Annotated in this window: 13 protein-coding genes; 8 read left to right on the top strand and 5 right to left on the bottom strand. The window is 69.4% G+C overall.

All coding sequences use genetic code 11. From position 1 onward, the window contains the following. Positions 1–92: 92 nt before the first annotated feature. The 4 genes from H7U20_RS26795 to H7U20_RS26780 are packed head-to-tail and all read right to left on the bottom strand — an operon-like array spanning position 93 to position 4,914. Positions 93–512 (bottom strand): hypothetical protein, encoded by a 420-nt coding sequence (locus H7U20_RS26795; RefSeq protein ID WP_199762200.1) that lies wholly within the window; start codon positions 510–512, stop codon positions 93–95. 2 nt (positions 513–514) lie between these two features. Beyond that, positions 515–2,260 carry a choice-of-anchor X domain-containing protein gene (locus H7U20_RS26790; protein ID WP_199762199.1) on the bottom strand — a complete coding sequence of 582 codons (1,746 nt, stop codon included), beginning with the start codon at positions 2,258–2,260 and terminating at the stop codon, positions 515–517. Between the two features lie 36 nt (positions 2,261–2,296). Then, on the bottom strand, positions 2,297–3,760 hold the full coding sequence (locus H7U20_RS26785) for an esterase/lipase family protein (protein WP_199762198.1): 1,464 nt from the start codon (positions 3,758–3,760) through the stop codon (positions 2,297–2,299). 29 nt (positions 3,761–3,789) lie between these two features. Continuing rightward, complete coding sequence (locus H7U20_RS26780) at positions 3,790–4,914, bottom strand: hypothetical protein (protein ID WP_199762197.1); 1,125 nt, start codon at positions 4,912–4,914, stop codon at positions 3,790–3,792. 168 nt (positions 4,915–5,082) lie between these two features. Between H7U20_RS26780 and H7U20_RS26775 the strand changes: the two genes are divergently transcribed. From H7U20_RS26775 to H7U20_RS26750, 6 genes are all read left to right on the top strand, one after another. Next, entirely contained in the window at positions 5,083–7,098 is a 2,016-nt protein-coding gene (locus H7U20_RS26775; RefSeq protein ID WP_199762196.1) for a bifunctional 2',3'-cyclic-nucleotide 2'-phosphodiesterase/3'-nucleotidase, read from the top strand. Further along, positions 7,095–7,721: a tetratricopeptide repeat protein gene (locus tag H7U20_RS26770; RefSeq protein WP_199762195.1), complete on the top strand. Its 627-nt coding sequence runs from the start codon at positions 7,095–7,097 to the stop codon at positions 7,719–7,721. The genes H7U20_RS26775 and H7U20_RS26770 overlap by 4 nt, the downstream gene beginning before the upstream one ends. Before the next feature lie 209 nt (positions 7,722–7,930). Then, entirely contained in the window at positions 7,931–9,088 is a 1,158-nt protein-coding gene (locus H7U20_RS26765) for an ABC transporter substrate-binding protein (protein WP_199762194.1), read from the top strand. A gap of 95 nt (positions 9,089–9,183) precedes the next feature. Next, positions 9,184–10,074 carry a branched-chain amino acid ABC transporter permease gene (locus tag H7U20_RS26760; protein WP_199762193.1) on the top strand — a complete coding sequence of 297 codons (891 nt, stop codon included), beginning with the start codon at positions 9,184–9,186 and terminating at the stop codon, positions 10,072–10,074. A gap of 2 nt (positions 10,075–10,076) precedes the next feature. Next, positions 10,077–12,017 carry a branched-chain amino acid ABC transporter ATP-binding protein/permease gene (locus H7U20_RS26755; RefSeq protein ID WP_199762192.1) on the top strand — a complete coding sequence of 647 codons (1,941 nt, stop codon included), beginning with the start codon at positions 10,077–10,079 and terminating at the stop codon, positions 12,015–12,017. 12 nt (positions 12,018–12,029) lie between these two features. Then, the gene (locus tag H7U20_RS26750; RefSeq protein WP_199762191.1) at positions 12,030–12,752 is read left to right on the top strand and encodes an ABC transporter ATP-binding protein; all 723 of its coding nucleotides are present in this window, start codon (positions 12,030–12,032) and stop codon (positions 12,750–12,752) included. Between the two features lie 66 nt (positions 12,753–12,818). On the opposite strand, the gene H7U20_RS26745 is transcribed toward H7U20_RS26750, so the two are convergent. Continuing rightward, positions 12,819–13,199: a VOC family protein gene (locus tag H7U20_RS26745; protein WP_199762190.1), complete on the bottom strand. Its 381-nt coding sequence runs from the start codon at positions 13,197–13,199 to the stop codon at positions 12,819–12,821. 283 nt (positions 13,200–13,482) lie between these two features. On the opposite strand from H7U20_RS26745, the gene H7U20_RS26740 reads away from it, so the two are divergent. Together H7U20_RS26740 and H7U20_RS26735 are read left to right on the top strand one after the other, a co-directional pair. Then, positions 13,483–15,186, top strand: a complete 1,704-nt coding sequence (locus tag H7U20_RS26740; RefSeq protein ID WP_199762189.1) for a ShlB/FhaC/HecB family hemolysin secretion/activation protein — start codon at positions 13,483–13,485, stop codon at positions 15,184–15,186. A 72-nt stretch (positions 15,187–15,258) separates the two neighbouring features. Next, a partial coding sequence (locus H7U20_RS26735; protein WP_199762188.1) for a two-partner secretion domain-containing protein occupies positions 15,259–26,412 on the top strand: 11,154 nt, incomplete at its 3' end.

Below are 26,412 nucleotides of genomic sequence, written 5' to 3'. Positions count from 1 at the left end.
AGAAATCAAACCTTGGATTATACCCGAGCGGGCCAGCGCCTGGGGGCCAGTGTGGAAGCGCTTTCAGCGGGCGCCACAGAGGGCGGCCGGCCTTAACGATATTTCACAATATGGAATAATCGAACGATCAGATAGGTGATTAGTGCGTAGAGCGCAATCAGGACGAGGCAGGCCGGCGCCGTCGGCGCGGCGAACCATTCGCCGCTGCTCAGGCCGAGCGGACGCAGCAGCGGCGTCCAGGCGGCCAACAGCAGTAACGCCGGCGCCGCGCACAGCGACAAGGCCTGCTCCAGCGCGGCCGGCAGGCCAAGGTTGAACGAGGCCAGCGCCGCCACGCTGAGGCCGAGGTAGGCGGCCACCCAGGCGGCCGCCCGGGCGGCGCGGGCGTGCGCGCGCGCCGCCGTCCCCTCCTGCTGCTGCTGCTGCTGCTGCTGCTGCTGCTGCTGCTGCTGCTGCTGCTGCTGCTGCTGCGGCCGGGGGCGGGGGCGGGGCGGCAGGCCTGGCCTTCGCATGCTCAGCGCAGCGACTGCAGCAGACGGGCGTCGCGCAGGTCGATCACGCCGTCGCGGTTGAGGTCGCGGCGGTCGCCCGGCACCAGCGCCCGCACGCCACGGAAGCCGGCCAATGTGTCGACGTCGGCCTGGCCGACCGCGCCGTCGCCGTCCAGGTCGCCCGCGCGGACCGGCAGGAACTGCCAGCGCGAGTAGGCCGCGCTGGCGCCAAGGTTGGACAGGCGGGCGCTGGTGGCGCCCTGCAACACCAGCAGCGAAATGGCGCGGTAGGGGCCGTCGACCAGCAGGAAGCGCGGCGAGGCGACGTTGACGTGCACCTGGTTGACGCCCTTGGTCAGCGCGCGCGAGGCGTTGACCAGCTCGATGTCGGCACCGCTGGCGCCGACCAGCTTGAAGGATATCTGGTAGAAGCCGGCCGTGTTGATCGTCACCGGGAAGCTCAGGTCGAAGGAGGCGATATAGCCGTCGCTGAGTAGCGGCGTGAAGACCAGGCTCGCCTCCAGCAGGATGGGCGGCGTGCACAGCGCGGCCAGGGCGACGTCGAAGCTGCCGGCATCGAGCCGGCGGAAGGCCAACAGCAGCTCGTCGCCGCCCAGTTGCAACGTGTCGATGCGGCTGACGGTGTAGGGACCGTCGCTGGCCAACCGGCTGCGGATATCGGCGGCGCTGAAGCTGGCCTCGACGGTGGCGCCGGCGGCGCCCATCGCCATCGATTTGCGCACGTCGATGCTGCGGCCGTTGGGCGCGCTCAGGCGCACCAGCGTGGCGTAGGTGGCCGGCGCCAGCACGCTGAAGTCGACGCCGACGCGCAGCGCGCTGACGCAGTCGTCGACGCCGCGCAGCGTGTCGAGCCGCACCGCGCTGGCGCTCAGCAGCGGCGCCACCGCGCGCACCTGGGCGCTGGCCAGGCGCAGCACCGGGCCGTTCGCGGTGGGGATGCTGACGCTGGCCTTGATGTCGACCAGGCCGGGCGCGGTGAAGGTGTGGTCGATGCTGTAGACGCCGTCGTCGGCCAGGCCGTCGGGGGCGTGGCCGTCGTCGCTGGCCGGCACGGCGGCGGCGGCGCCGACGCTGATGGTCGGTGCCAGGCCGGTGATCGGCCGGCCGTTGTCGAGCACCACCATGCCGATCGAGACGTCCTCGCCAACCAGCAGGGTGGTGCGCTCGATGGCGATGCCGGCCTGGTAGCGCGAGCGCGCCATGATGGTGCCCAGCACGGCGGTGGGGCCGCTGGCGGCGGGGAAGCGCAGGCGCAATGTCCAGGTGCCGTCGGCCGGCGCGGCCAGGGTTGCGGCGACGAACACGCCGCCCGGCAGCGGCGGCGTCTGCGCGCTGCCGGGGTGGAAGGCCAGGCGCGGGTCGCCCGAGGCCAGCACCTCGGCGCCGCTCGGGTCGAGCAGGGCCAAGCTGGCGCCGTCGACCGGCACGATCAGGTCGAACTGCAGGCTGTCGGCGCCGCTGACGGCGAAGGGCAGGTCGAGCGTGGTGGCGCCGGGCAGCACGTCGGCGCTGACGCTGGTGGGCAGGTTGAGGGCGACGGGCACGGTCTGGGCGCCGGCGCCGCCGGGCAGGAACAGGCACAGGCACAGGGCCAGCAGGAGCATCAAGCCCGGCAAGCGGGCGAGCCGATGCGCCAGCAGGCGGGCGGGCGGCTGCAAGAATGGCCGCAAGAGCGGCTGCAACAGCGGCCAGAGGGCGGCGGGCGCGCCCTGGCCGGGTAGCGGAAGTGGCGGGGTGAGGGTGTTCATGGCAGTCGGTATCCTATCGTAGTGGTGGGCGGCGCGCTACCGGAGCGGGATGGTGGTGTCGAGGATGGTGTCGACGTTGGCGCCGCTCTTGACCGTGCTGTGGTTGGCCATGCTGTCGCCCAGCGGCGTGCCGTAGCCGGGGTTGGCCGAGCTTTCCGTCACCACGATGTCGTTGGCCTGGGCGGTGCTGGTCTCGACGGCGGTGTAGGTCAGCACGGTGCGCGTGCCCCACAGCTTGCCGGGCACGGTGGTCAGCGTCATCTTGGCCGAGGCGAAGTCGCGCAGCACCAGCCAGGCGCGGCGCGCGGCGTAGTGGGCGGCGGCCGGGAACAGCGGGGTCGACTCGTTGCTGGTCAGGTCGTTGTCGCCGTTCAGGTCGGCGTCGGCGCCGATGGTGTAGGTGCCGGCGATGTTGCCGCGCTGGCCGGTGCTGAGGGCGGCGGTGGCGGCGTAGGTGGTCAGGTCGGCCAGGCCGGGCAATTGCGGTCCCTGGCCGAAGGTCCAGGTGTCGACGTAGCTGGCGACGTAGCCGTGAGGGTCGGTGCCGGCGTTGACCTTGTCGTCGGCCTTCTGCTTCTGCACGATGGACAGGTCGGCCGCCACGCTGCCCAGGTGCGGCGTCGACAGCGTCGACAGCGAGACGATGGTGAAATCCGGCGCCAGCGCCTGCATGGCCTGGGTGTCCAGGCCACCCTTGCTGTGGGCGATGACGTTGACCTGCTTGCTTTTCAGCGGTTCGAGGAACTTGCCGATGTCGGTCTGCAGCTCGGCCGCGTTGGCCGCCACCGAACCGTTGCCCTTGGCCGCCGTGCCCAGCGAGAAGCGGGTGTAGAGCACGCCGCGCTTGTCCAGCGCGGCCAACACGCCGGGCGCCGAGGCGCCCTCCCAGGTGCTGGCGTTGGCCGAGATGCCGTGTTGCACCACGTAGGGCGGCGTCACGTCGAACTCGACCGAGATCCAGTCGACCGCCATGCACCAAAACTCGCCGTTCGGGTTGGCCGTGTCGATGTCGATGCGCAGCTCGTTGTCCTGGCCGAACTTGAGCTCCTCGATGGGCACCACCAGCGAGTCGTCGGTCCAGGTGTTGTTGAAGCCCTCCAGCGTTTTTTTGAAGCGGCCGTTGAAGGTGACCCGGTCGACCTCGGGCGCGAAGCCTGGCGTGACGGCCTTGTCGTCGATGTCGAAGACGGGGAAGCGCACCGTGGCCTGGGCCGACAGCACGCCGTCGGCGACCAGCTTGGCGGCGTTCTTCAGCGTGCCGTCGGGGTTCAGTTGTTTGGGGTTGACCAGCACCGGCAGCGGCAGGTGGATCAATAGCGGGCCGCCGCCGCGAAAGGTGCAGCCGGTGTCGAGGCCGGGGCCGGCGTTGGCGACATAGGTGCCGAGCTGCTCGTCGGGCGGCGGGAAGGGCGAGCTGGTCTGCGCCGGCGCCGGCGCGGCGCGCAGGCCGGCGGCCAGGATGAACAGCAGGACGGATTGGTGCATGGGTTCGAAGCGCATGGTGGACTCCTGATCGGGACGGTGTTGATTCAGTTGGCTATCCAGGACTGTTCGAGCACGACGGCATCGCCCTTGGCCACGGCAATGCCACTGACGCGCTTGCCGACCTGGGCCGGCGTCAACGCGGCGCCCGTCGAGAACCAGCGCAGGCCGCCGCCGCGCAGGCGAACTTGGGCGCGGTGGCCCTGCACGGCGACGATCATGCCGTCGACTGGTTCGGCGAGCAGGGCCGGCGCGGCCCGGTCGGGCGGCGTCTGGCGCGCTGGCGGCACGGTTTGCCCCTGTTGGCTGGGCGGCGCGGCGGCCGGCGGCGTTTGCGCGCCGGCCGGCGGGGCGCCGGCCAGGCCCAGCGCGAGCAGGCTGGCGCGGACGGCGGCGCCGGCCGCTACGCTGGCGCGGCGCGGCCGCAGCGGCTGCAGCGGCAGCCGCCGCAGTGTGAGCAGCGCCGTCGCGCCGGCCAGCAGCAACAGCAGCGAATCCGGTTCCGCCGCGTTGACCGCCAGTTGGTTGACCACCAGCGTGACGCCGGCCGCGCGGATGGTCGCCGCCAGCGTGCCGGCGCCGCTGTCGACGAACAGCAGGGCCGGATCGAGGGTGTCGATGGCGACGCCGGTGGCGAGGCTGCTGCCGACGGCGCGGAAGGTCAGGGTCAGGAACGTGAAGGCGTTGGCCTGGTCGGCGTCGAGCACGGCGGCGCTGTTGCCGGACAGGCCGAAGGCGTCGATGCGCGGTGCCTGGTCGATGGCGTCGCCAAGGAAGGCGAAGCTGCCCGGTTCCGGCAGTTCCAGCAGGTTGGTGTGGCTGAGCGGGTCGATGAAACTGACGTCGCGCAGTTGCAGGACGGCGTGGTCGTAGAGGATGTCCAGGTCGAAGGCGCTGAGCGAATCGCCGGGCGCGCCCGACAGGCCGCTGATGGCGAAGTTGAGCAGCACGTCCTGGCCGACGCTCAGCGCGTTGGTCGAGGCGCTGACGTCGATCACGGCGGCGCGCGCGGCGTGCAGGGGCGCCAGCGCCAAGGCCAGCGCGAATAGCGGCGCCACCAGGTGGCCGAGCTTGTGTTGGAATAGATGGCAGGACAGGTTCACTTGAGCCTCGCGCAGATAGGTCGGACGTGGATGGGGAGGGTGCTGGGGTCGCCAGGAGCGTCCGAGCATATCGCATGCCAAAAAATATTCCCTGAATAATCAATGACTTGCATATTTCCTGTAAGCCAATCCGCCTAGTTGTGTAAAAATTAATGACAGCCACGGCAGAACGAACTTGATGCGGCGGGCGGCACTGCGTATCATGCTGCTACTCAAGAATCCGCTTCCGTCTTCCCCATGCGCCCTAGCCCACGCCGCACCGCCTTGCCCGTCCTGTTGGCCGCCGCCTTGTCCGCCTGCGCCGGGCTGCCGCGCGCGCCGGCGGCCGGCAGCGAGGCCACCTTGGCGCTGCTGGAGACCACCGACCTGCACGCCACGGTGCTCGGCTACGACTACTACAAGCTGAAGGCCGAGCCGGCCATCGGCCTGGAGCGCACCGCCACGCTGGTGCGCCAGGCGCGCGCCGAGTTCGTCAACACGCTGTTGCTCGACAACGGCGACGCCATCCAGGGCAGCGCGCTGGCCGACTACCAGGCCTTGGTGGCGCCGGTCCCGTGCGCACGCGCGCTGGCGATCTACCAGGCGATGAACCTGCTCGGCGTGGAGGGCGGCGGCATCGGCAACCACGAATTCAACTTCGGCCTGGCCTATCTGAGCCAAGTCACCGGCAGCCAGTTCGAGGTGGACGGCGTCGACGCCGCCGCGCCGCGCTGCGCCGGGCCGAGCTTCCCGCTGGTGCTGGCCAACGTCTACAGCAGCAAGACGCGGCGGCCGCTGTTCGCGCCCTACCGCATCATCGACAAGCGGGTGCGCGCCAGCGGCCCGGACGGCCGGCCCGTCGAGGCGACCATCAAGGTCGGCATCATCGGCTTCGCCCCGCCCGTGATCCTCGATTGGGACAAGCATTGGCTGGCCGGCCGTGTTTACACCGAGGGCGTGCGTGAGACGGCGCAGAAGTACATCCCCGAGATGCGCGCGCGCGGCGCCGATCTGGTCGTGGCGATCTCGCACGGCGGCCTGGACGACAGCCCCTACGATCCGGCGATGGAGAACGGCAGCTACCACCTGGCCCAGGTGGCCGGCCTCGACGCGCTGCTGATCGGCCATTCGCACCAGCTGTTCCCCAACGCCGCCAGCACGCTGCCGCAGTTCAACCTGCCCGGTGTCGACAAGGTCAAGGGCACGGTGCACGGCGTGCCGACGGTGATGGCCAATTTGTGGGGCAAGCATCTGGGCGTGATCGGCCTGCGCCTGCGCTTCGACGGCAAGGCCTGGACGGTGGATAAGGCGCGCACCACGGTGGAGGCGCGCGCCATCCAGAACGCCGACCGCAGCTTCGTCGCCGCCGATCCGGCCTTCGCCGCCTTGATCGCCGCCGAGCACCAGGCCACCATCGCCTATGTCAAAACGCCGATCGGGCGCAGCGACTTCCGCATGTCGACCTATTTCGCCGACGTCGGCGACGCCAGCGCGATCACGCTGGTGAACCAGGCGCAGGCCGCCTATCTGGCCGACTACGTCAAGGCCAACCTGCCGCAGTACGCCGAGCTGCCGGTGCTGTCGATGGCCTCGCCGTTCAAGACCGGCGCGGCCGGCGTGGGCGACTACACCGACGTGGCGGCCGGCGCGGTCGCCCTCAACAACGCCGCCGACCTGTACCTGTATCCGAACGCGCTGTACGGCGTGAAGGTCAACGGCGCCGAGTTGAGCGCCTGGCTGGAGAAGGGCGCCGAGCGTTTCAACCGCATCGACCCGAGCCAGACGGCGGTGCAGGAGCTGGTCAACAGCGCCTTCGCCGGCTTCAATTTCGACATGCTGACCAGCGCCGAGGTGCGCTACCAGATCGACGTGACGCAGCCGGCCGGCCAACGCGTTCGCGACCTGCGTTATCGCGGCCAGCCGGTCATGGCGGCGCAGGAGTTCCTGGTCGCCACCAACAACTTCCGCGCCAGCGGCGGCGGCGGCTTCCCCGGCCTGGATGGCAGCAAGACCGTGCTGGCCTCGCCGGACAACAGCCGCGACGTGCTGATCGCCTACATCCAGGCGGCCAAGGAATTGCGGCGCGCGACGCACGGCGCCAGCCGCAGCTGGCGCTTCGCCCGCGCGACGATGCGCGCAGCGGTGGTGTTCCACTCGGCGCCCGGCATGCTGGAACTGGCGCGCGACGCCGGCCTGGATAACGTCTCCTTGCTGCGCGCCGACGACGGCGGCGGCAAGGGCTTCGCGTTGTACGCGCTGGACTTGAGCAAATGACGCCGCCGACCTCGATCAAATCCGCCGCCGCGCTGGCCGGCAAGTCGGTCGCCGCGCTGGCCTTGCTGGCCGCGTTGATGCCGGCCGGCGTTGCGGCCGGCGTTGCGGCCGGCAGCGCGGCGGCGACTGCCGGCGCCGCTGCGACCAGTGCCGGCGTGGTCGCGCCGGCCAGGCCGGTGGACGAGGGCAAGCAGTATCTGCGCGGTTCGGCCAGCACGCCGGCCAACTGGCCGAAGGCGCTGGCCCTGTTCGGCGGCGCGGCCAAGTCGGGCGATCCGGCGGCGGCCTATTATCTGGGCCTGATGTACCGCAACGGCATGGGCGTGGCGCGCGACAGCCGGGCGGCGGCGCGCTGGCTGGAGTTCGCCGCCAAGCGCCAGGTGCCGGCGGCGATGTTCGTCCTGGCGAACATGCTGCTCAGCGGCGAGGGCGTGGCGCGCGACGAGCTGGCGGCGCGCCGCTGGATCGAGAAGGCGGCCGATCTCGAATATGCCGAGGCGGTGATGGCCATGGCGCTCGGCCTGCGCGACGGCTCGATGGGCTTCGAACGCAACGAGGCGCTGGCCGAGGTGCAGATGCGCGAGGCCGCCCACGCGCTGCGCCACCGCCGCCCGGAGCCCTGAGCCGCCAACACGCCGGGACGTGACGGCACTTCCCGGGCCTAAGTCACGGATTTTCCTCATTATTTCCTTACGGCATGCTGACATTCGGCGTGCTGCGTCGCGTCACAGCTATCTGTTGCTGCCAAAAGACTAGTCCCCTACAATGGCCCATCGATGGGGCGGCTATCCAGCGTACGACTATAAAAACGTTGTATCACAGGAGATGACAGATGAATTTCAAGATGAAATTGTTTGTGGCAAGCGCGGTACTCGGTTTCTCGGCCTGCGCCATGGCGGCCGAGCCCATCAAGATCGGCGTGTCCGGCCCCTTCACCGGCGGTTCGGCGCCGATGGGCGTGTCGATGCGCGACGGCGTCAAGCTGGCCGTCGCCGAGATCAACGCCAAGGGCGGTGTGCTGGGCCGCCAGATCCAGCTGATCGAGCGCGACGACGAGGCCAAGAACGAGCGCGGCGTGCAGATCGCCCAGGAGTTGATCAACAAGGAGAAGGTCGCCGCCACGGTCGGCTACATCAACACCGGCGTGGCGCTGGCCTCGCAGCGTTTCTACCAGGAGGCCAAGATCCCGGTGATGAACAACGTCGCCACCGGCTCCATCGTCACCAAACAGTTCGCCGACCAGGCGGAGAACTACATCTTCCGCAACGCCGCCAACGACACCATCCAGTCCGGCATGATCGTGCAGGAGGCGATCGACAGCCGCAAGTTCAAGAAGGTGGCGATTCTCGCCGACTCGACCAACTACGGCCAGCTGGGCCGCGAGGACCTGGAGAAGGCGCTGGAGAAGAAGGGCGTCAAGGCGGTCGCGGTGGAGAAGTACAACTTGAAGGACGTCGACATGACGGCCCAGCTGCTCAAGGCCAAGCAGGCCGGCGCCGAGGTGGTGCTGACCTACGGCATCGGCCCCGAGCTGGCGCAGATCGCCAACGGCATGGAGAAGCTGGGCTGGAAGGTGCCGCTGATCGGCAGCTGGACCCTGTCGATGGCCAATTTCATCGACAACGCCGGCAAGAACGGCAACGGCACGCGCATGCCGCAGACCTTCATCCAGGACCCGACCACGCCCAAGCGCAAGGCCTTCATCGAGGCCTACGTGAAGACCTACAAGCCGGCCGGCGACCGCATGCCATCGCCCGTTTCGGCGGCGCAGGGCTATGATTCGATCTACCTGCTGGTGGCCGCCTTCAAACAGGCCGGCAGCACCGACGGGCCGAAGGTGCGGGCCGCGCTGGAGAACATGAGCGACAAGATCGACGGCGTGGTCACCTCCTATTCGAAACCGTTCAGCAAGGACAACCACGAGGCCATCACCGCCGACGTGACGGTGTTCGGCGAGGTCAAGGACGGCAAAGTGGTGCTGGCCAAATAGTCGCACCAGCGCACCAGCTTTGCCGCGTCCGGGCCAGCCTTGAGGATTCAAGCCTGGCCTTTTTCTTGAGCCGTTTTTCCAACGTGGGTGCACTCATGGACATCTTCCTGCAACTGGCTTTCAGCGGCATCGCGCTCGGCATGATCTACGCCGTCATCGCGTTCGGCTACCAACTCACCTTCGCCACCTCCGGCACGCTCAACTTCGGCCAGGGCGAGTCGCTGATGCTGGGCGCGCTGGTCGGTCTCAGCCTGGTCGGCAACATCCACGGCGGGCCATATGTCAGCTACCTGCTGATGATCCCCATCGTCATCGTGTTCGGCGCGCTGCAGGGCGTGTTCGTCGAATGGATAGGCGTGCGGCCGGCGATCAAGATCAAGTCCGAGTTCGGCTGGATCATGTCGACCATCGCCCTGGCGATCATCTTCAAGAACGTCGCCGAGAACATCTGGGGCAAGGACGACCTGACCTTTCCCTCGCCGCTCAGCTCGACGCCGTTCCAGATCCTCGGCGCCAACGTGCAGCCGATGCAGGTGGCGGTGATCGTCGGCGCGCTGGCGATCATGGCGGCGGTGGAGATCTTCAACCGCAAATCGATCTACGGCAAGGCGGTGGTGGCCACCGCCAACGACCGCGACGCCGCCGGCCTGATGGGCATCAACACCGGCATGGTGATCACCTTTTCCTACGCGCTGTCGTCGGCCACGGCGGCCTTTGCCGGCGTGCTGGTGGCGCCGCTGACCCTGACCGGCGCCACCATGGGCGCCTCGCTGGGGCTGAAGGCCTTCGCCGTGGCGATCATCGGCGGACTGACCTCGGGCATGGGCGCCATTGTCGGCGGCCTGATCCTCGGCGTCGCCGAGACGGCGACCGGCTATTACATCTCGACCGGCTACAAGGAAGTGCCGGGCCTGCTGCTGCTGTTGCTGGTGCTGGCGATCAAACCGTCCGGCCTGTTCGGCAAAGCCGCCATCAAGAAGGTCTGAGCATGAACAAGAAAATTCTCGCGACGAGCGTGATCGGCCTGGCGGCGCTGCTGCTGCTGTATCCGGTGCTGATCCCCAATCCCTACTACATCCACCTGGCCGAGACCATCCTGATCTACGCCATCCTGCTGTTCGGCCTGGACATCGTGGTCGGCTACACCGGCCAGGTGTCGCTGGGCCACGCCGGCCTGTTCGGCATCGGCTCCTACGCCACCGGCGTGCTGGTGTTCAAGCTGGGCGCGCCGTTCTGGCTGGCGATTCCGGCCAGCGTCGCCGGCGCCGCCATCTTCGGCGCCATTCTGGCGCTGCCGGCGCTGCGTGTCACCGGGCCGTATCTGGCGATGGTGACGCTGGCCTTCGGCACCATCATCCAGATCCTGATCAACGAGATGAGCTTCCTCACCGAGGGGCCGATGGGCATCAAGATCGGCAAGCCGGTGCTGTTCGGGACCAAGCTGAGCGAGGTCGGCTACTTCTACCTGGTGGCGGCGCTGATGGTGCTGTCGCTGATCGTGGTGCACCGCATCCTCAAGTCGCACCTGGGGCGCGCCTTCGAGGCGCTGCGCGACAGCCCGATCGCCTCCGACTGCATGGGCGTCTCGGTGTACCGCTACAAGGTCTACGCCTTCGTCATCAGCGCCGGCTTCGCCGGCCTGGCCGGCAGCCTGTACGCCTATTCGGAGGAGTACATCTCGCCGAACACCTACAACTTCGAGCTGACCATCATGTTCCTGCTGGCGGTGATCATGGGCGGCCGCAAGACCCGCTCCGGTTCGCTGATCGGCGCGCTGATCGTGGTCATGCTGCCCAGCCTGCTGGCCGACATCGAATTGTTCCGCAAGATCGCCGTCGCCGCCGCCATGCTGGGCGTGCTCGGCTCGGCGCTGATGCTGGCGAAGGGGCGCAGCACGCTGCGCGGCGTGCTGGTGCCGCTGGTCGCCACCATCGGCATGGCGGCCTTCTCCTTCAAGCTGGAGAACATCGTCGACTGGCGCCTCACCGTGTTCGGCCTGATGACGCTGTTCGTCGTCTACTATCTGCAGGACGGCATCGTCGGCTTTTTACTCAGCTTGCTGGGACGCGGCCCGGTGCACGACAAGTCGCTGGTGGCGGGCAGCCATGTGGAGCCGTTCGCGCGCGCCAAGGGCGGCGCCAGCGGCGCGACATTGCTGCAGCTTGAGCGGGTGCTGATGCAGTTCGGCGGCTTGAAGGCGCTCAACCAGGTCGACCTGACGGTGACGCAGGGCTCGGTGCACGGCCTGATCGGCCCCAACGGTTCGGGCAAGAGCACGATGATGAACGTGCTGACCGGGATCTACCAGCCGACCGGCGGCCAGGTCAGCTTCGCCGGCGCGCTGATTTCCGGCCGCACTCCGGCCCAGATCGCGTTGGGCGGCGTGGCGCGCACCTTCCAGAACGTGCAGCTGTTCGGTGAGATGACGGCGACCGAGAACGTGCTGGTCGGCCTGCACAACACCTTCCACTCCAACATGCTGGACGCGATGCTGCAAACGCCGCGCTACCGCCGCGAGGAGAAGGCGGCGCGCGAGCGGGCCGCCAGCATCCTCGACTTCGTCGGCCTGTCGGCGATGGCCAACGAGGAGGCGCGCAATCTCCCGTATGGCAAGCAGCGCCTGCTGGAGATCGGCCGCGCGCTCGGCCTCAGCCCGCGCCTGCTGCTGCTCGACGAACCGGCCGCCGGCCTGACCGCGCCCGATATCAAGGAGCTGATGGCGATCATCCGCAAGATCCGCGACCACGGCATCACCATCATCCTGATCGAGCACCACATGGACGTGGTGATGGCCTTGTCCGATGTGGTGACGGTGCTCGACTTCGGCCAGAAGATCGCCGAGGGCGCGCCGGCCGCCGTGCAGAGCGATCCGAAGGTGATCGAAGCCTACCTTGGCGGCAGCGCCGAAGCCGCGCCCGCAGCACATTGACCAGGAACCGCCATGCTATCGATCTCCAATCTGCACGCCGCCTACGGCAAAGTCGAAGTCCTGCACGGCATCTCGCTGGAGGTCCCGAAGGGCAAGCTGGTGACGCTGATCGGCTCCAACGGCGCCGGCAAGACCACCACCATGCGCGCCATCTCGGGCATGCTGAAACCGAAGGAGGGCCGCGTCACCTTGGGCGGCAAGGACGTCACCGGGCTGGACTCGCACCGCATCGCGCGCGCCGGCCTGGCCCATTCGCCGGAGGGGCGGCGGGTGTTCGCCTCGATGACGGTGAGCGACAATCTGCTGCTCGGCGCCTTCCCGCGCTATATCGGGGCGCGGCCGAAGGGCGACATCAAACACGATCTGGAAAAGGCGCTGGAGTTGTTTCCGCGCCTGAAGGAGCGCCAAGGCCAGCTGGCCGGCACCTTGTCCGGCGGCGAGCAGCAGATGCTGGCGATGGCGCGTGCCGTCATGCTCAACCCGGAGGTGATCCTGCTCGACGAGCCGTCGATGGGCCTGGCGCCGATACTGGTGGAGGAGGTGTTCCGCATCATCACGCGGCTCAAGGGGGAGGGCGTGACGATGCTGCTGGTCGAGCAGTTCGCCGCCGCCGCGCTGAACGTGGCGGACTACGGCTATGTGCTGGAGAACGGCAGCATCTCGGTGCACGGTCCGGCCGAGAGCTTGAAGACCGATCCGAAGGTGATCGCCGCCTATCTGGGCGGCGGCCACTGAGGCCACTGAGGCCATTCAGGCCATTCAGGCCATTCAGGCCATTCAGGCCATTCGGGCCGCGCCGGCCTAGGCCAGCGGGCGGTTGATGACGGCTTCGATGTGGTGGCCGTCCGGGTCGATCAGGAAGGCGGCGTAGTAGTGGTCGCCGTAGTCCTCGCGCAGGCCGGGCGCGCCGTTGTCCTTGCCGCCGACGCGCAGTGCCTCGGCGTGGAAGGCGTCCACCGCCGCGCGCGTGGGCGCGGCGAAGGCCAAGTGGAAGCCGGCGCCGGGCGGGGTGGCGTCGGGCCGCAGCTTCAGGCAGAGCAGGTCCTTGTCGTCCTCCAGGCCGTAGCCGGTGGCGGTGTCGTCCTCGAACACGCGGCGGAAACCGAGCGCACCGAGGGCGGCGTCATAAAATTCGCTGGCCAGGGCCAGGTCGCGTACGCCGATGGAGATGTGATGAAGCATGGCTGTTCCGTAGATTGAGGCAGGGACGTAGAGTATAGCGGATTGCAAGTACTGCAATAGTGATGGTTGGGCAATTTCAGCGAAACATTTCCCTGAAATATAGTCGAAATTTCCAGTAAAATTTGTCGCGGGATCGGTCGCCGTCGCGCGGCGGGCAAGACCCCACTCAGGCAAAGGACCTGTCAAACATGACAGGTTTCGAGTTAAAACAATCAATAAATATTGCCTTAAGGAAATAATAAGTACATACTTCTGTACAATTATTAATTCATTAAGGCAATGCATGCAATATCCAAGCACGCTGCTGTCCAGCGTGATTCTTTTGTCCGGCATTGCCAGCGCTCAAGCGCTGGCCCAGATAACACCAGACATCGCGACCCAACAATTGCTGCGCCAGCAACAGAAGGAAAAAGCCCAGAGCGAGCAGGCCAACGAGAGCAAACCCGATGTGCGGCTGGCCAGGCCCACCGTCGCGCCCGCCGCCGGCTATGCGCAGGACGAGTCGCCGTGCTTCCCCATCCAACGCATGGTGCTGCAAGGCGACGGCGCGGCCCGCTTCGACTGGGCGCTGGCCGCCGTGCGCGACGCCGCCGGCCTGTGCCTGGGCACGGCCGGCATCAACACGGTGATCGGCAAGGTGCAGAATGCGTTGATCGGCGCCGGCTATGTCACCGGCCGCGTGCTGGCGGCGCCGCAGGATTTGCGCGGTGGTGAACTGGCCTTGTTGCTGGTGCCCGGGCGTATCCGCGCGATCCGCTTCGCCGCCCAGGCCGACGGCTCGCGGCCGCCGCCGGCGTCCTACGCGACGGCGTTGCCGGCGCGGCCGGGCGACCTGCTCAGGCTGAGCGACGTCGAGCAGGCGCTGGAGAACTTCAAGCGCGTCCCCACGGCCGATGCCGACATCGACATCGTGCCCGGCGAGCAGCCCGGCGACAGCGACCTGCTGATCAAATGGCGACAGGGCTTTCCCGCCCGGCTCAGCCTGTCGGCCGACGATAGCGGCAGTGACAGCACCGGCAAGATGCAGGGCGGCGCCACGCTGTCGCTGGACAATCTGCTGGGCTGGCAGGAGCTGTTCTATGTCAGCGCCAACCGCGATCTGGGCGGCCAGCGCCGGCGCGGCGAACACGGCACGCGCAGTTATGCGCTGCACTTTTCCGTGCCGGCCGGTTACTGGCTGTTTTCCGGCACGGCCAATGACTACCGCTACCACCAGGCCATCGCCGGCGCCAACCAGACCTACATCTACAGCGGCAGCAGCCGTAATATCGAATTCAAGCTGGCGCGCGTGCTGTACCGCGACGCGGCGCGCAAGAGTGGCGCCGCGCTGCGGGCCTATCAACGCCGCAGTAACAACTTCATCGACGACACCGAGGTGGAAGTGCAGCGGCGCCGGATGGGCGGCTTCGAGCTGAGCCTGACCCACAAGGAATTCATCGGCGATGCCACGCTCGACGCCAATCTGCTGTACAAGCGGGGCACCCACGCCTTCGGCACCTTGCCGGCGCCGGAAGAGGAGTTCGGCGAGGGCACGGCGCGGCCCGCCCTGGTCAACGCCGACGCCAGCCTGACGCTGCCGTTCGCCCTGGCCGGCGCCAAGCTGCAATACCAGGCCAACTGGCGCGCGCAGTGGAATCGCAGCCGCCTGATCCCACAGGACCGCTTCGCCATCGGCGGGCGCTACACGGTGCGCGGCTTCGACGGCGAAACCAGCTTGTCGGCCGAGCGCGGCTGGTCGCTGCGCAACGAGCTGAGCTGGAGCATCGGCGGCGGCCAGCAGCTCTACCTGGGCGTCGATTACGGCCAGGTGGCCGGACCCAGCGCGGCGCTGCTGGCCGGCACCAGCCTGGCCGGCGCCGCCATGGGCTGGCGCGGCCAGTGGCACGGCCTGCAATACGAGTTATTCGCCGGCAAACCCCTGCGCAAGCCGGAACACTTCCGCACGGCGGCCGTGGCCAGCGGCTTCAGCCTGAATTACGCCTACTAATCTACTTCGATCAATCTTCGCCCGCGGCCTTGCGCCGCCGGCCCGCTGCGCGCCAACGCGCAAGGGAATGCCATGAACAAACTTCGCTATCGCATCATCTTCAACCAAGCCCGCGGCATGTGCATGGCCGTGCAGGAGAACGCGCGCAGTTGCGGCAAGGGCGAAGGGGCGGCATCGTCGGGCGCCGCGCCGGCCGGGCTGGCCGGCGGCCCGGCGACGCGCCGGCGCGCCATGGCGCTGGCCTTGTTGGGGGCGTTCGGCTTGGGCGGCCCGGCGGCGGCGCAGATCGTCGCCGACCCGACCGCCGCCGGACGGCTGCAGGCGACGGTGTTGAACACGGCCAATGGCGTGCTGCAGGTCAACGTGCAGACGCCGAGTGCGGCCGGTGTGTCGCGCAATGTCTACCGCCAGTTCGACGTGTCCGGCGCCGGTGCCGTGCTGAACAATTCGCGCGTGCCGGTGCAGACCCAGCTTGGCGGCTGGGTCGACGGCAATCCCTGGATGGCCCATGGCAGCGCCCGCGTGATCCTCAACGAAGTCAACTCCAGCGCGCCCAGCCAGTTGCGCGGTTACATCGAGGTGGCCGGCAGCCGCGCCGAGACGGTGATCGCCAACCCGGCCGGCATCGTCGTCGACGGCGCCGGCTTCATCAACGTCAGCCGCGCCACCTTGACCACCGGCGCGCCGGTGCTGAAGGATGGCGCCATCGACGGCTATCGCGTGCAGCGCGGCGAGATCGGCATCCAGGGCGGCGGACTGGACGCGCGCCGCACCGATTACACCGAGCTGATCGCCCGCTCGCTGAGCGTGAACGCCGGTCTGTGGGCGCAGCAACTGACGGTCATCACCGGCGCCAACCAGGTGGACGCGGCGCGGGTCGCCACGGCGCTACCGGCCGCCGCCGGCGTCGATGGCGGCGCACCGCGCTACGGCATCGATGCCAGCCTGTTGGGCGGCATGTATGCCAACAAGATCATGCTGGTCGGCACCGAGGCCGGCGTCGGCGTGCGCAATGCCGGCAGTCTGGGCGCCGGCGCCGGCGAGCTGGTGGTGACCAGCGCCGGCCGACTGGAGAACAGCGGTAGTTTGGCCGCCAGCGCGCAATTGCGCTTGCAGGCGGACGAAGGTATTGTCAACAGCGGCAAGATCGACGGCGTCACCGACGTCGCCCTGGCCAGCGGCGCGGCGTTGGCCAACAGCGGCAGCGTCAACGCCGGCAAGCGCCTGACGCTGGAGGCGGCGGCCGGGCTGGTCAATGGCGGCACGCTGAGCGCGTCGGCGCTGCAGGTGCGCGGCGCCAGCGTGCGCAACAGCGGCTTGCTCAGCAGCGCGGGCATGGCCGAGCTGACGGCGCAGGGCGATATCGACAATGCCGGCGGCACCATGCAGGCGCGCAGCTTTGCGCTGAGCAGTATGGCCGGCGGCTTCAACAATCAGGCCGGCAAGTTGCTGCAAAGCGGAGGCGCGGCGCTGGCGGTGCAGGCCGCCAGCGTGCTGAACTCGCACGGCGGACAGATCGGTGCGTTGGCGCCGGCGAGCGTCGACGGCGGTGCGGACACGGGCAACGGCAATGGCGCGGGCAATGGCAATGGCAATGGCACGGGGACGGGCACGGGCGACGACAGCGGCAACGGCACGGGCGCAGGCAACAACGGCGGCAACACGGACGTCGGCGGCGGGCAGCCGCCGGCACCGGCGCCGGTGGCGGACGGCAGCCTGCGCGTGGCCGGCCGGATCAACAACGACGCCGGCCAGATCGTCGCCGGCGGCGCCGTCGCGCTCGACGCGGGCGGGCTGGACAACGCCGGCGGCCGCGTCAATGTCGACCGGCTGAGCTTGCATGGGGCGGACTTCAGCAATCGCGACGGCCAACTCAACGTGGCCCACGATTTCAGCGCCCGTGTCGACGGGTTTGACAACCATGCCGGCCGTCTGCTGGTGGGCGGCAGGCTGGACGCCACGCTGGCCCGGCTGGACAATAGCCGGGGCTTGCTGCAAGCCGGCCAGTTCGCCATCGCGGCCGGCGGCGCGCTTGACAACAGCGGCGGCGTCCTGCGTCAAAGCGGCGCCGGCGGCGGCCGGCTGGGCGTCGGCGGCGAGCTCGACAACCACGGCGGCCTGCTCGAGACGGCCGGCGGCTTGACCTTGAGCAGCGGCAGCATCGTCGGCGCGGCCGGCAAGTTGACGGTGCTGGGCGAACTGCGGCTCGACAGTGGCGCCACCAGCGCGCGCGACGGCGTCTGGCAGGTGGCCGGCACCGCCACCCTGCATACCGGCGCCTTCGACAACCACGGCGGCGTGTTGACGTCGGGCCGCGACCTGACGCTGGACAGCGCGGCGTTGGACAACCGGCTGGGCAAGATCGTCGTCGGCGACGCCGGCACGGTGGGCGCCAGCGGCGCCCTTGAGAATGGCGGCGGGGTGATCCAGGCCGGCCAGGCGCTGCAGTTGAATGCCGGCGGCGCGCTGGACAATCAAGGCGGCGTGATCGAAGCCATCGCGGCGGCGGCCACGCTGCAACTGCGGGCGGCAAGCCTGGACAACGACGGCGGGCGCATCGTCAACGCCGGCAGCGGCGCGGCCAGCATCGACAGCCGGGGGCGGATCCGCAACAGCGGCCTGATCGGTGCCAACGGCCGTCTGACGGTGGCGGCGGCGACGCTGGACAACCAGTCGGCCGGCAGCGTGACGGCGGCCGGCGACCTGACGCTGGCCGTGCGCGCGCAATTGGACAACCGCGGCGGCATCGCCGGCGGCCACGACCTCGACTTCCGCCAAGCCGGGGCGCAGCTCAACAATAGCGGCCAGATCATCGCCGGCCACGACCTCGACATGGCCGTGGCCGGCATCAACAACGACGGCGGCCGCATGCTGACGGCGGAGGGCGGCGGCGGCCGGCTGAGTCTCGCCGCCAACGCGCTCAGCAATCGTTTCGGCAGCATCGTGGCCGACCACGACGCGCTGCTGTACGCCAAGGCGGGGCAGTTCGATAATCGGGACGGGCTGCTGCAGGCGCGCGGCGACGTCGGCGTCGAGGCGAGCGGAGCCGTGCTGAACCGTGGCGGCCTGATCGAGGCGGCCGGCGGCGCCAGCCAACTGGTCGTGCGCGCCGGCTCACTCGACAACCATGCCGGGCGCATCATCAACAGCGGCAGCGGCGACAGCCTGCTGGACGCCGCCGTGCTCGCCAACGGCGGCCAGATCAGCGTCAACGGCGCCCTTGACGTGCGCGCGGCGACCGTCGGCAACGACGGCCAGCTCAGCGCGCTGGGGCCGATGCATCTGAGCGTGGGCGGACGGCTCGACAACGGCGGGCTGATCGCCAGCGGGGGCGCCTTGTGGCTGGACGGGGCGGCGGCGCAGGTGGACAACCACGGCCGCGTTTTCGCCGGCGGCAGCATCAGCCTGACGGCGCACGGCTTGCGCAACGGCGGGCAGATCGCCACCACGGCGGGCAGCGGCGCCGACTTGGCGATCGACAGCGCCAGCTTCGACAACCGTGGCGGCAGCGTGATCGCCAGCGGCAACGCCGGCCTCAACGTGGCCGACAAGGTCGACAATGCCGGCGGCACGCTGCAGGCCGGCCGCGACCTGCGTCTGCTCGCCGGCGGCGTGCTCGACAACAGCGCCGGCCTGATCGAAGCGGTCGGCGGCACCGGCGCGCTGACGCTCGGCGCCGCCAGCATCCACAACGCCGCCGGTCGCATCGTCAACGCCGGCGGCGGCGCCACCGCCGTCAGCGCCAGCGCCGTGGTCTACAACAGCGGCTTGATCGGCGGCAACGGCACGCTCGAGCTGGGCGCCGCCTTGGCCATCAACAGCGCCGACGGTGCGATCGTGTCCGCCCGGGCGATGGCGTTGACCGTGGGCCAACTCAACAACGCGGGCAACATCAACAGCGGCGCCGCCCTGCACATCGGCGCCGGCGGCGGCGTCGATAACAGCGGCGGCAGGATCGTCGCCATGGGCCGGCTCGGCATCGATAGCGCGGGCCGGCTCGACAACGACGGCGGCCAGATCGCCACGCTGAAGGGCGGCGGCGGCGACATCGTCATCGCCGGCGGCGGCCTGGGCAATGGGGACGGCGTGATCCTGTCCGACCGCAACGCCGTGCTCACCGTCAACGGCGCGATCGACAATGCGCGCGGCATTGTGCAGGCCGGACAAAACCTGGCGCTGGGGGCCGGCGGCGCCCTCGACAATCGCCACGGCGTCGTCGAGGCGCTGGCCGCCAATGCCACGCTGGCCGTGCGCGCGGCCGATATCGACAACCGCGCCGGGCGCATCGTCGATGTCGGCGCCGGCAAGGCCAGCGTGACGGCCGACGGCGGCATCGTCAATGGCGGCCTGATCGCCGGCGCCGGCACGCTGGCAGTGGACGCGCGCCGCCTCGACAACCGCGTCGGCGCCACCATCGCCGCCGCCGGCGCGCTCAGCCTGGGGATCGGCGAGCGGCTCGACAACCTCGGCGCGATCAACGGCGCCAGCCGGCTCGACTTCAGCCAGCGCACGGCCCAGGTCAACAACGGCGGCCAGATCTTCGCCGCCGGCGACATGCGGCTGAGCGCGCTCGACTTCAACAACGATGGCGGCCGTATCGCCACCTTGCAACGCTCGGCCGGCGATATCGTCCTCGACAGCCACAGCCTGAGCAACCGGGACGGCAGCATGCAGGCCGGGCGCGACGTCGTCTTCACCGTGGCGGACGGTTTGAACAACACGGGCGGCACCATCCAGGCCGGCCGCGACGTCGGCATGGCCGCCGGCGGCGTCCTCGACAACGGCAAGGGCTTGATCGAAGCGGCCGGCGCCGCCAGCCGGATGCGCGTGCAGGCCGGCGGCATGGTCAACGTCGACGGCCGTATCGTCAATGTCGGCACGGGCGGCGCCGCCGTCGGCGCCGCCGCCGAACTGCTCAACGGCGGCACCATCGCCGGCAACGGCGCGCTGGTCGTGGCGGCCGGCACGCTGCGCAACAGCGCCGGCGCCGGCATCGCCGCCGGCGCCGAACTGCTGCTCGACGTCGGCCGGCGACTCGACAACCAGGGCGACATCAGCAGTCGTGGCCGGCTCGACTTCCGCCAGGCCACGCTCGGCGTCCACAACAGCGGCAACATCGTCGCCGGCGGCCGGGCCAGCCTGCTGGCCGGCAGCTTCAACAACGACGGCGGCCATATCGCCACCGTGCGCGGCTCGGACGCCGACCTGACGCTGACGGCGGCCAGCCTGAGCAACCGTGGCGGCGGCATGCTGGCCGACGGCGCGGCCGTGCTCACACTGGCCGGCGCGGCCGACAACCGCGGCGGCAGCGTGCAGGCGCAACGCGCGCTGGCGCTGGCGGCCGGCGGCGCCGTCGACAACGGCGGCGGCAACCTGGAGACGGCCGGCGCGGCCGGCACCCTGCTCCTGCACGCCGGCAGCATCGACAACAGCGGCGGGCGCATCGTCAACGTCGGCGGCGGCGACGCCGCCGTCACGGCCGATGGCGCGCTGAGCAACGGCGGCCTGATCGCCGGCAACGGCAACTTGGCGCTGGCGGCGCGCAGCGCGCTCAACCGCGCCGGCGCCACCGTCGCCTCGGGCCGGGCGCTGGAGCTGTCCGTCGGCGAGCGGCTCGACAACGCGGGCGCCATCAACAGCGGCGCCACGCTGGACTTCCGTCAAACCACGGCGCAGGTCAACAACAGCGGCCAGATCGTCTCGGCCGGCACGAGCAACATCGCCGCCGGCAGGTTCAACAACGACGGCGGCCAGTTGCTGACGTTGAAGGATAGCGGCTCGGCCATCGTCCTGCGCAGCGCCGCCATGAGCAACCGGGGCGGCAGCGTGCTGGCCAGCGGCGACGCCGGCCTGGCGATCGCCGACGCCTTCGACAACAGCCGCGGCACCGTGCAGGCCGGCAAGGACTTGACGGTGGCCGCCGGCGGCGCGCTGAACAACAACGGCGGCGTGTTGGAAGCGGCCTCGGCGGCCAGCGGCCTGAGCGTGCAGGCCGGCGCCATCGACAACACGGCCGGCCGCATCGTCAACGTCGGCGCTGGCGCGGCCACGGTCGGCGCGCGCACCGGCCTGCTCAACTCGGGCCTGATCGCCGGCAACGGCACGCTGGCGCTGAGCGCGGCCACGCTGCACAACCAGGCCGGCGGCAACGTCGTTTCCGGCCGCGACCTGGCCCTGGCCGTCGGCCAGCGGCTGGACAACGCCGGCGCCGTCGGCAGCGGCGGCCGGCTCGATTTCACATTGGCCACGGCCCAGGTCAACAACCGCGGCACGATCAGCGCCGCCGGCCCGGCGGCCTTGCAGGCCGGCGCCTTCAACAACGACGGCGGCCAGATCGCCACGGCCCGCAACGGCGGCGCCGGCATCACGCTGAGCAGCGCGAGCCTGAGCAACCGGGGCGGCAGCGTGATGGCCGGCGGCGACGCCGCGTTCAGCGTCGGCGGCGCCGTCGACAATAGCGCCGGCCTGCTGCAGGCCGGCGGCGCCCTGAGCCTGGCGGCGTCCGGCGCGCTGGCCAACGACGCCGGCGTCATCGAAGCGCTCGGCGGCGGCGCGACGCTGGTGGTGCAGGCCGGCGCCATCGACAACGGCAGCGGCCGCATCGCCAACGTCGGCAGCGGCGCCATGCGCGTGGTCAGCCAGAGCGGCGTGATCAACCAGGGCAGCATCGCCGGCAACGGCAGCCTGGAGCTGAGCGGGCAGACCCTGCTCAACGGCAGCAACGGCAAGCTGGCCGGCATCGGCAATGTCGAACTGGGCTTTGGCCAGAGCCTGGACAACCGTGGCAGCGTCAGCAGCGGCGGCACGCTCAACTTCAACCAGGCCGGCGCCGGCTTCCGCAATAACGGCAGCATGGTGGCCGCCGCCGCGTCCTTCGCCGCCGCCAGCTTCGACAACGACGGCGGCCGCATCGCCACCGCCACCGGCTCGGGCGGCGCCATCGACGTGCGCGCCCAAAGCGTCAGCAATGTCGGCGGCAAGCTGCTGGCCAGCGGCGACCTCGGCATCGACAGCGCCGGCACCGTCGACAATCAGCGCGGCGTGGCGCAGGCCGGCGGCAATCTGCGGATCAACGCCGCCGGCACGCTGAGCAACGACGGCGGCGTGCTCGAAGCCTTGGGCGCCGCCAGCGCCTTGCAGGTGCGGGCGGCGGCCATCGTCAACGGCGGCGGGCGCATCGTCAACGTCGGCAACGCCGACACCTTCATCGGCAGCGACGGCGGCATCGCCAGCAGCGGCAGCATCGCCGCCAACGGCAAGCTGGAGTTGCGCGCGCAGACCTTGCAACACGGCGGCGGCGGCAGCATCGCGGCGGCGGGCGACATGGAACTGGCCATCACCAGCCAGCTCGACAATGCCGGCAGCATCGACGGCGGCGCCGGCATCCACTTCGACCAGGCCGCCGCGACGCTGAACAACCGCGGCCAGATCGTCGCCGCCGGCCTGGCCACCATCGTCGCCGACACGGTCGACAACGACGGCGGCCAGATCGCCACGGCCAAGGATTCCGCCGGCGACCTGGTGTTGCACAGCAAGAAGCTGAGCAACCGCGGCGGCAAGATCGTCGCCGACGGCAAGGCCACGCTGACGCTGGCCGGCGTCCTCGACAACGGGCACGGCAATATCCAGGCCGGCAAGGACCTGACGCTCGCCGCCACGGGCGCGCTGGACAACGACGGCGGCGTCATCGCCGCCCTGGGCAGCGCCGCGGCAATGAGCGTGGTGGCCGAGAGCATCGACAACGGCAGCGGCCGTATCGTCAACCTGGGCAGCGGCGACACCAGGGTCGGCGGCAAAACCTGGATCAACAACAATGGTGGCATCGGCGCCAACGGCAAACTGACGCTGTCGGCGTTGACCCTGTCGAACGGCGCGGCCGGCAGCATCGAGTCGGGCCGGGGCATGGAACTGGCCATCGGCAGCGCGCTCGACAACCAGGGCAAGATCAACAGCGCCGGCACGCTGCGCTTCAAACAGGCCGGGGCCAGCCTGAACAATAGCGGCAAGATCGTCGCCGGCGGCAACGCCGAGATCGCCGTCAAGCGGATCAACAACAACGGCGGCACGCTGGCCACCGGTGCCGATTCCCAGGCCGACCTGAGCCTGAGCGCCGAGCACCTGGGCAACGAGGGCGGCCACATCACCACCGGCCGCGACCTGAACCTGGCGACCAAGGTGATGCAGGGCAGCGGCGAACTGTTCGGCGGCCGCGACCTGGCGCTGAGCATGGACGGCGACTATACCCAGGGCGGCACGCAGCAATTCCGCTCCAACCGCGACCTGAGCCTGACGGTGACGGGCGACATCGTCAACCAAGCGAAGTTTGAAGCGGTGGGGCAACTCAAACTGTCCGGCAAGAACGTCAGCAACAATGCCGGCGCCGTGATGCAAGGGCAGGGCGTGAGCATCAAGGCGGATGGCAAGCTGAACAACGCTGGCGAGATCAACGGCAGCGGCGTGGTCGTGCTCAGCAGCAGCGGCACCATCGACAACAGCAACGCCATCATCGGCGGCCAGCTCGGCCTGACGGCGCAAAACCTCAACAACAGCGGCGCGGCGGCCCTGCTGGGCGCCACCGAGACGCTGCAACTGAACGTCGCCGGCCAGCTCAACAACACCGCCGGCGCCGCCATTTACAGCGCCGGCGGCATGACGGTGAACGGCGTGGGCGGCGCCGCCGTCGGACTGGTCAACAACGTCTCGTCGACCATCGAGGCGGCCGGCGACCTGAGCCTGAACGCCGCCAGTCTCAACAACATTCGCGAAAACATCAGCCTGGTCAAGGTGCAGACGGTCGACGAAACCAAGGAAATGGTATTGCCGAGCTGGTATCACCACGGCGACAACCACGAACGCTTTGAAACCGGCGCGGCCAATTATTGGCCTCACGAATCCTATTATGTCAACCCGGCCGATATCATCGAAGACGCACCATTTGTGCTTCCAGATGGCAACACCATCGGCCGCGTGGTGTTGCGTACACATGCCAATGACTCCGCCTTTTTCGGCGTCAGTACAGGCTTGCACAGCGCCTACGGTCATCGCGAGCGGATTCACGCTACCGAAGGTACGCGGGTTCTCTATTATTCGACTCGGACTAACGACCAGCACAACCCGGACGCCGGCGGCGACCCGACCGGCGCCTATGTCTATCTCCAGTACGTGACCCACTGGGAGGGCTCGGACATCCAGTATTCCGGCGAGTACGGCAATTGCACCACGAACTGTGTGCGCTTCATTACGCAGCCCGGTTACGTCGATCCGACCAGCGTCATCAACCGTGACACCTTGCGCGCCGTTGCTTCGCAGGCAGGCAAGCTGGAAGTGTCGCGCACCGCCCACCATGTCGTCGTCGAGGATCAGCTTGCCCCGGGCGCCGGCAATGCCGCCAAGATTGTTTCCGGCGGCGATATGCACCTGACGGTCGGCCAGGCACTCACCAATCGTTACGGCGACATCATGGCCACCGGCGCCATGACGGTCGATGGTGGCGCAGCGATCAGCAATGAAGGCGTGACCTTGTATAGCACCCACACCTTCGATGGCAAGTGGTACACCGACGAGCACCAGGAAGTCGCCTATACGATGCCGACGCTCAACATGGTGACCGGCATGGCCGGCGGCGTGATCGCCGGCGGCAAGGGGGTCAGCATCAGCGGCCGCAGCTTCAGCAACGTCGACGTTGCCACCGGCACGGCCGGCAACATCCGCGACGCCATCCAGATGCTCGGCAGCAGCGCCGATATCGCCGCGCGCGACACCACGGCCACCGGCAACCCCGCCGGCTACAACCCCATCAGCGGCGGCCAGGCCAACGCCAGCGGCGTGGCCAACAACGCCGGCGGCGGCGGCCAGGTCAGCGGCGGCGGCGCCGGCAACTTCGGTTCGTTGCTGGCCCGCGCTGTCGCGGCGGGCGCGCAAAACAATGCCGCTGCCCACGGCAACGCGGCCGCCAGCGGCACGGCCAACGACGCCGCCGCCAGCGTCAATCCCGCCGCCAGCGGCACCGCCAACACCGCGCAGGCCGCCTTGCGCGCCCGGGCCAGCGGCAAGGGCAACGACGCCGTCGCGGGCCTGCGCGTGGCCGACAACGGCCCGCAAGGCAAGGCCCTCGGCGACGTCAACAGCCGCGCCGGCGCCAGCCTGGGCCAGTCGGCTCGCGCCGTGCAGGGCGACCCGCTGGCCCAGCAGGGCGGCGATCCCAAGCTGGTCAAGGTCAGCGGCAGCCCCCTGTCGGTGCGCAACCCCGACGCCAACGGCAGTTACATCTTCGAAACCCGGCCGCAATTCGCCAACCACGGCCAATGGACCGGCAGCGACTACCTGCTCAAGGCCTTGGACATGGACCCGGCCACCACGCACAAGCGTCTGGGCGACGCCTTCTACGAGCAGCGCCTGGTGCGCGAGCAGCTGGTCGAGCTGACCGGCCGCGCGCCGCGGAACGGCGCCAGCGACGACAGCCGCTACAAGGAACTGCTCAACAGCGGCATCAGCTACGCCAAGGAATTCGGCCTGCGTCCCGGCATCGTGCTCAGCGCCGAGCAGGTGGCGCACTTGACCAGCGACATCGTCTGGCTCGAAAACCAGAACGTCGTGCTGCCCGACGGCAGCACGGAAACGGTGCTGGTGCCCAAGGTCTACCTGGCCCACGCCGGCGCCGGCGCCGTCAAGCCCGGCGGCGCGCTGGTCACCGGCGACGGCGTCGGCATCAGCACCAGCGAGGGCGCCATCCTCAACCGTGGCGGCCTGATCGACGGCGCCAACGGCCGCACGCTGCTCAGCTCGGCGGGCGACCTGCTCAACCAGGGCGGCGCCATCCGTGGCGGCGCGCTGGACTTGAAGGCCGGCGGCGACATCGTCAACCAGACCTTGAGCATCAAACAGGAGTACAGCGGCGTCAGTCCGGGCGCCGTCAACGGCGGCGGTTACACCTCGCTGTCGAACCAGGCCGGCATCGTCGCCACGGGCGCGCTGACGCTCGACGCCAAGCGCGACATCGTCGACACGGGCGGCGTCATCGGCGCCGCCAGCGCCACCGTCACGGCCGGCCGCGACATCGCCTTCAACACCGTGCGGACCGGTAGCACCTATCAGTCGCAGGTGCAGGGCTTCACCGAGCAGGACAACAGCGTGACCCACCAGCTGAGCCAGCTCGCCACCAGCGGCGACCTGGCCATGACGGCCGGCCGCGACCTGGCGCTGAGCGGCGCGCAAGTGGCGGCCGGC

The organism is Rugamonas violacea (assembly GCF_016461825.1).
Lineage (GTDB): Bacteria > Pseudomonadota > Gammaproteobacteria > Burkholderiales > Burkholderiaceae_D > Rugamonas.
This window is presented reverse-complemented; position numbering and strand designations above follow the sequence as displayed.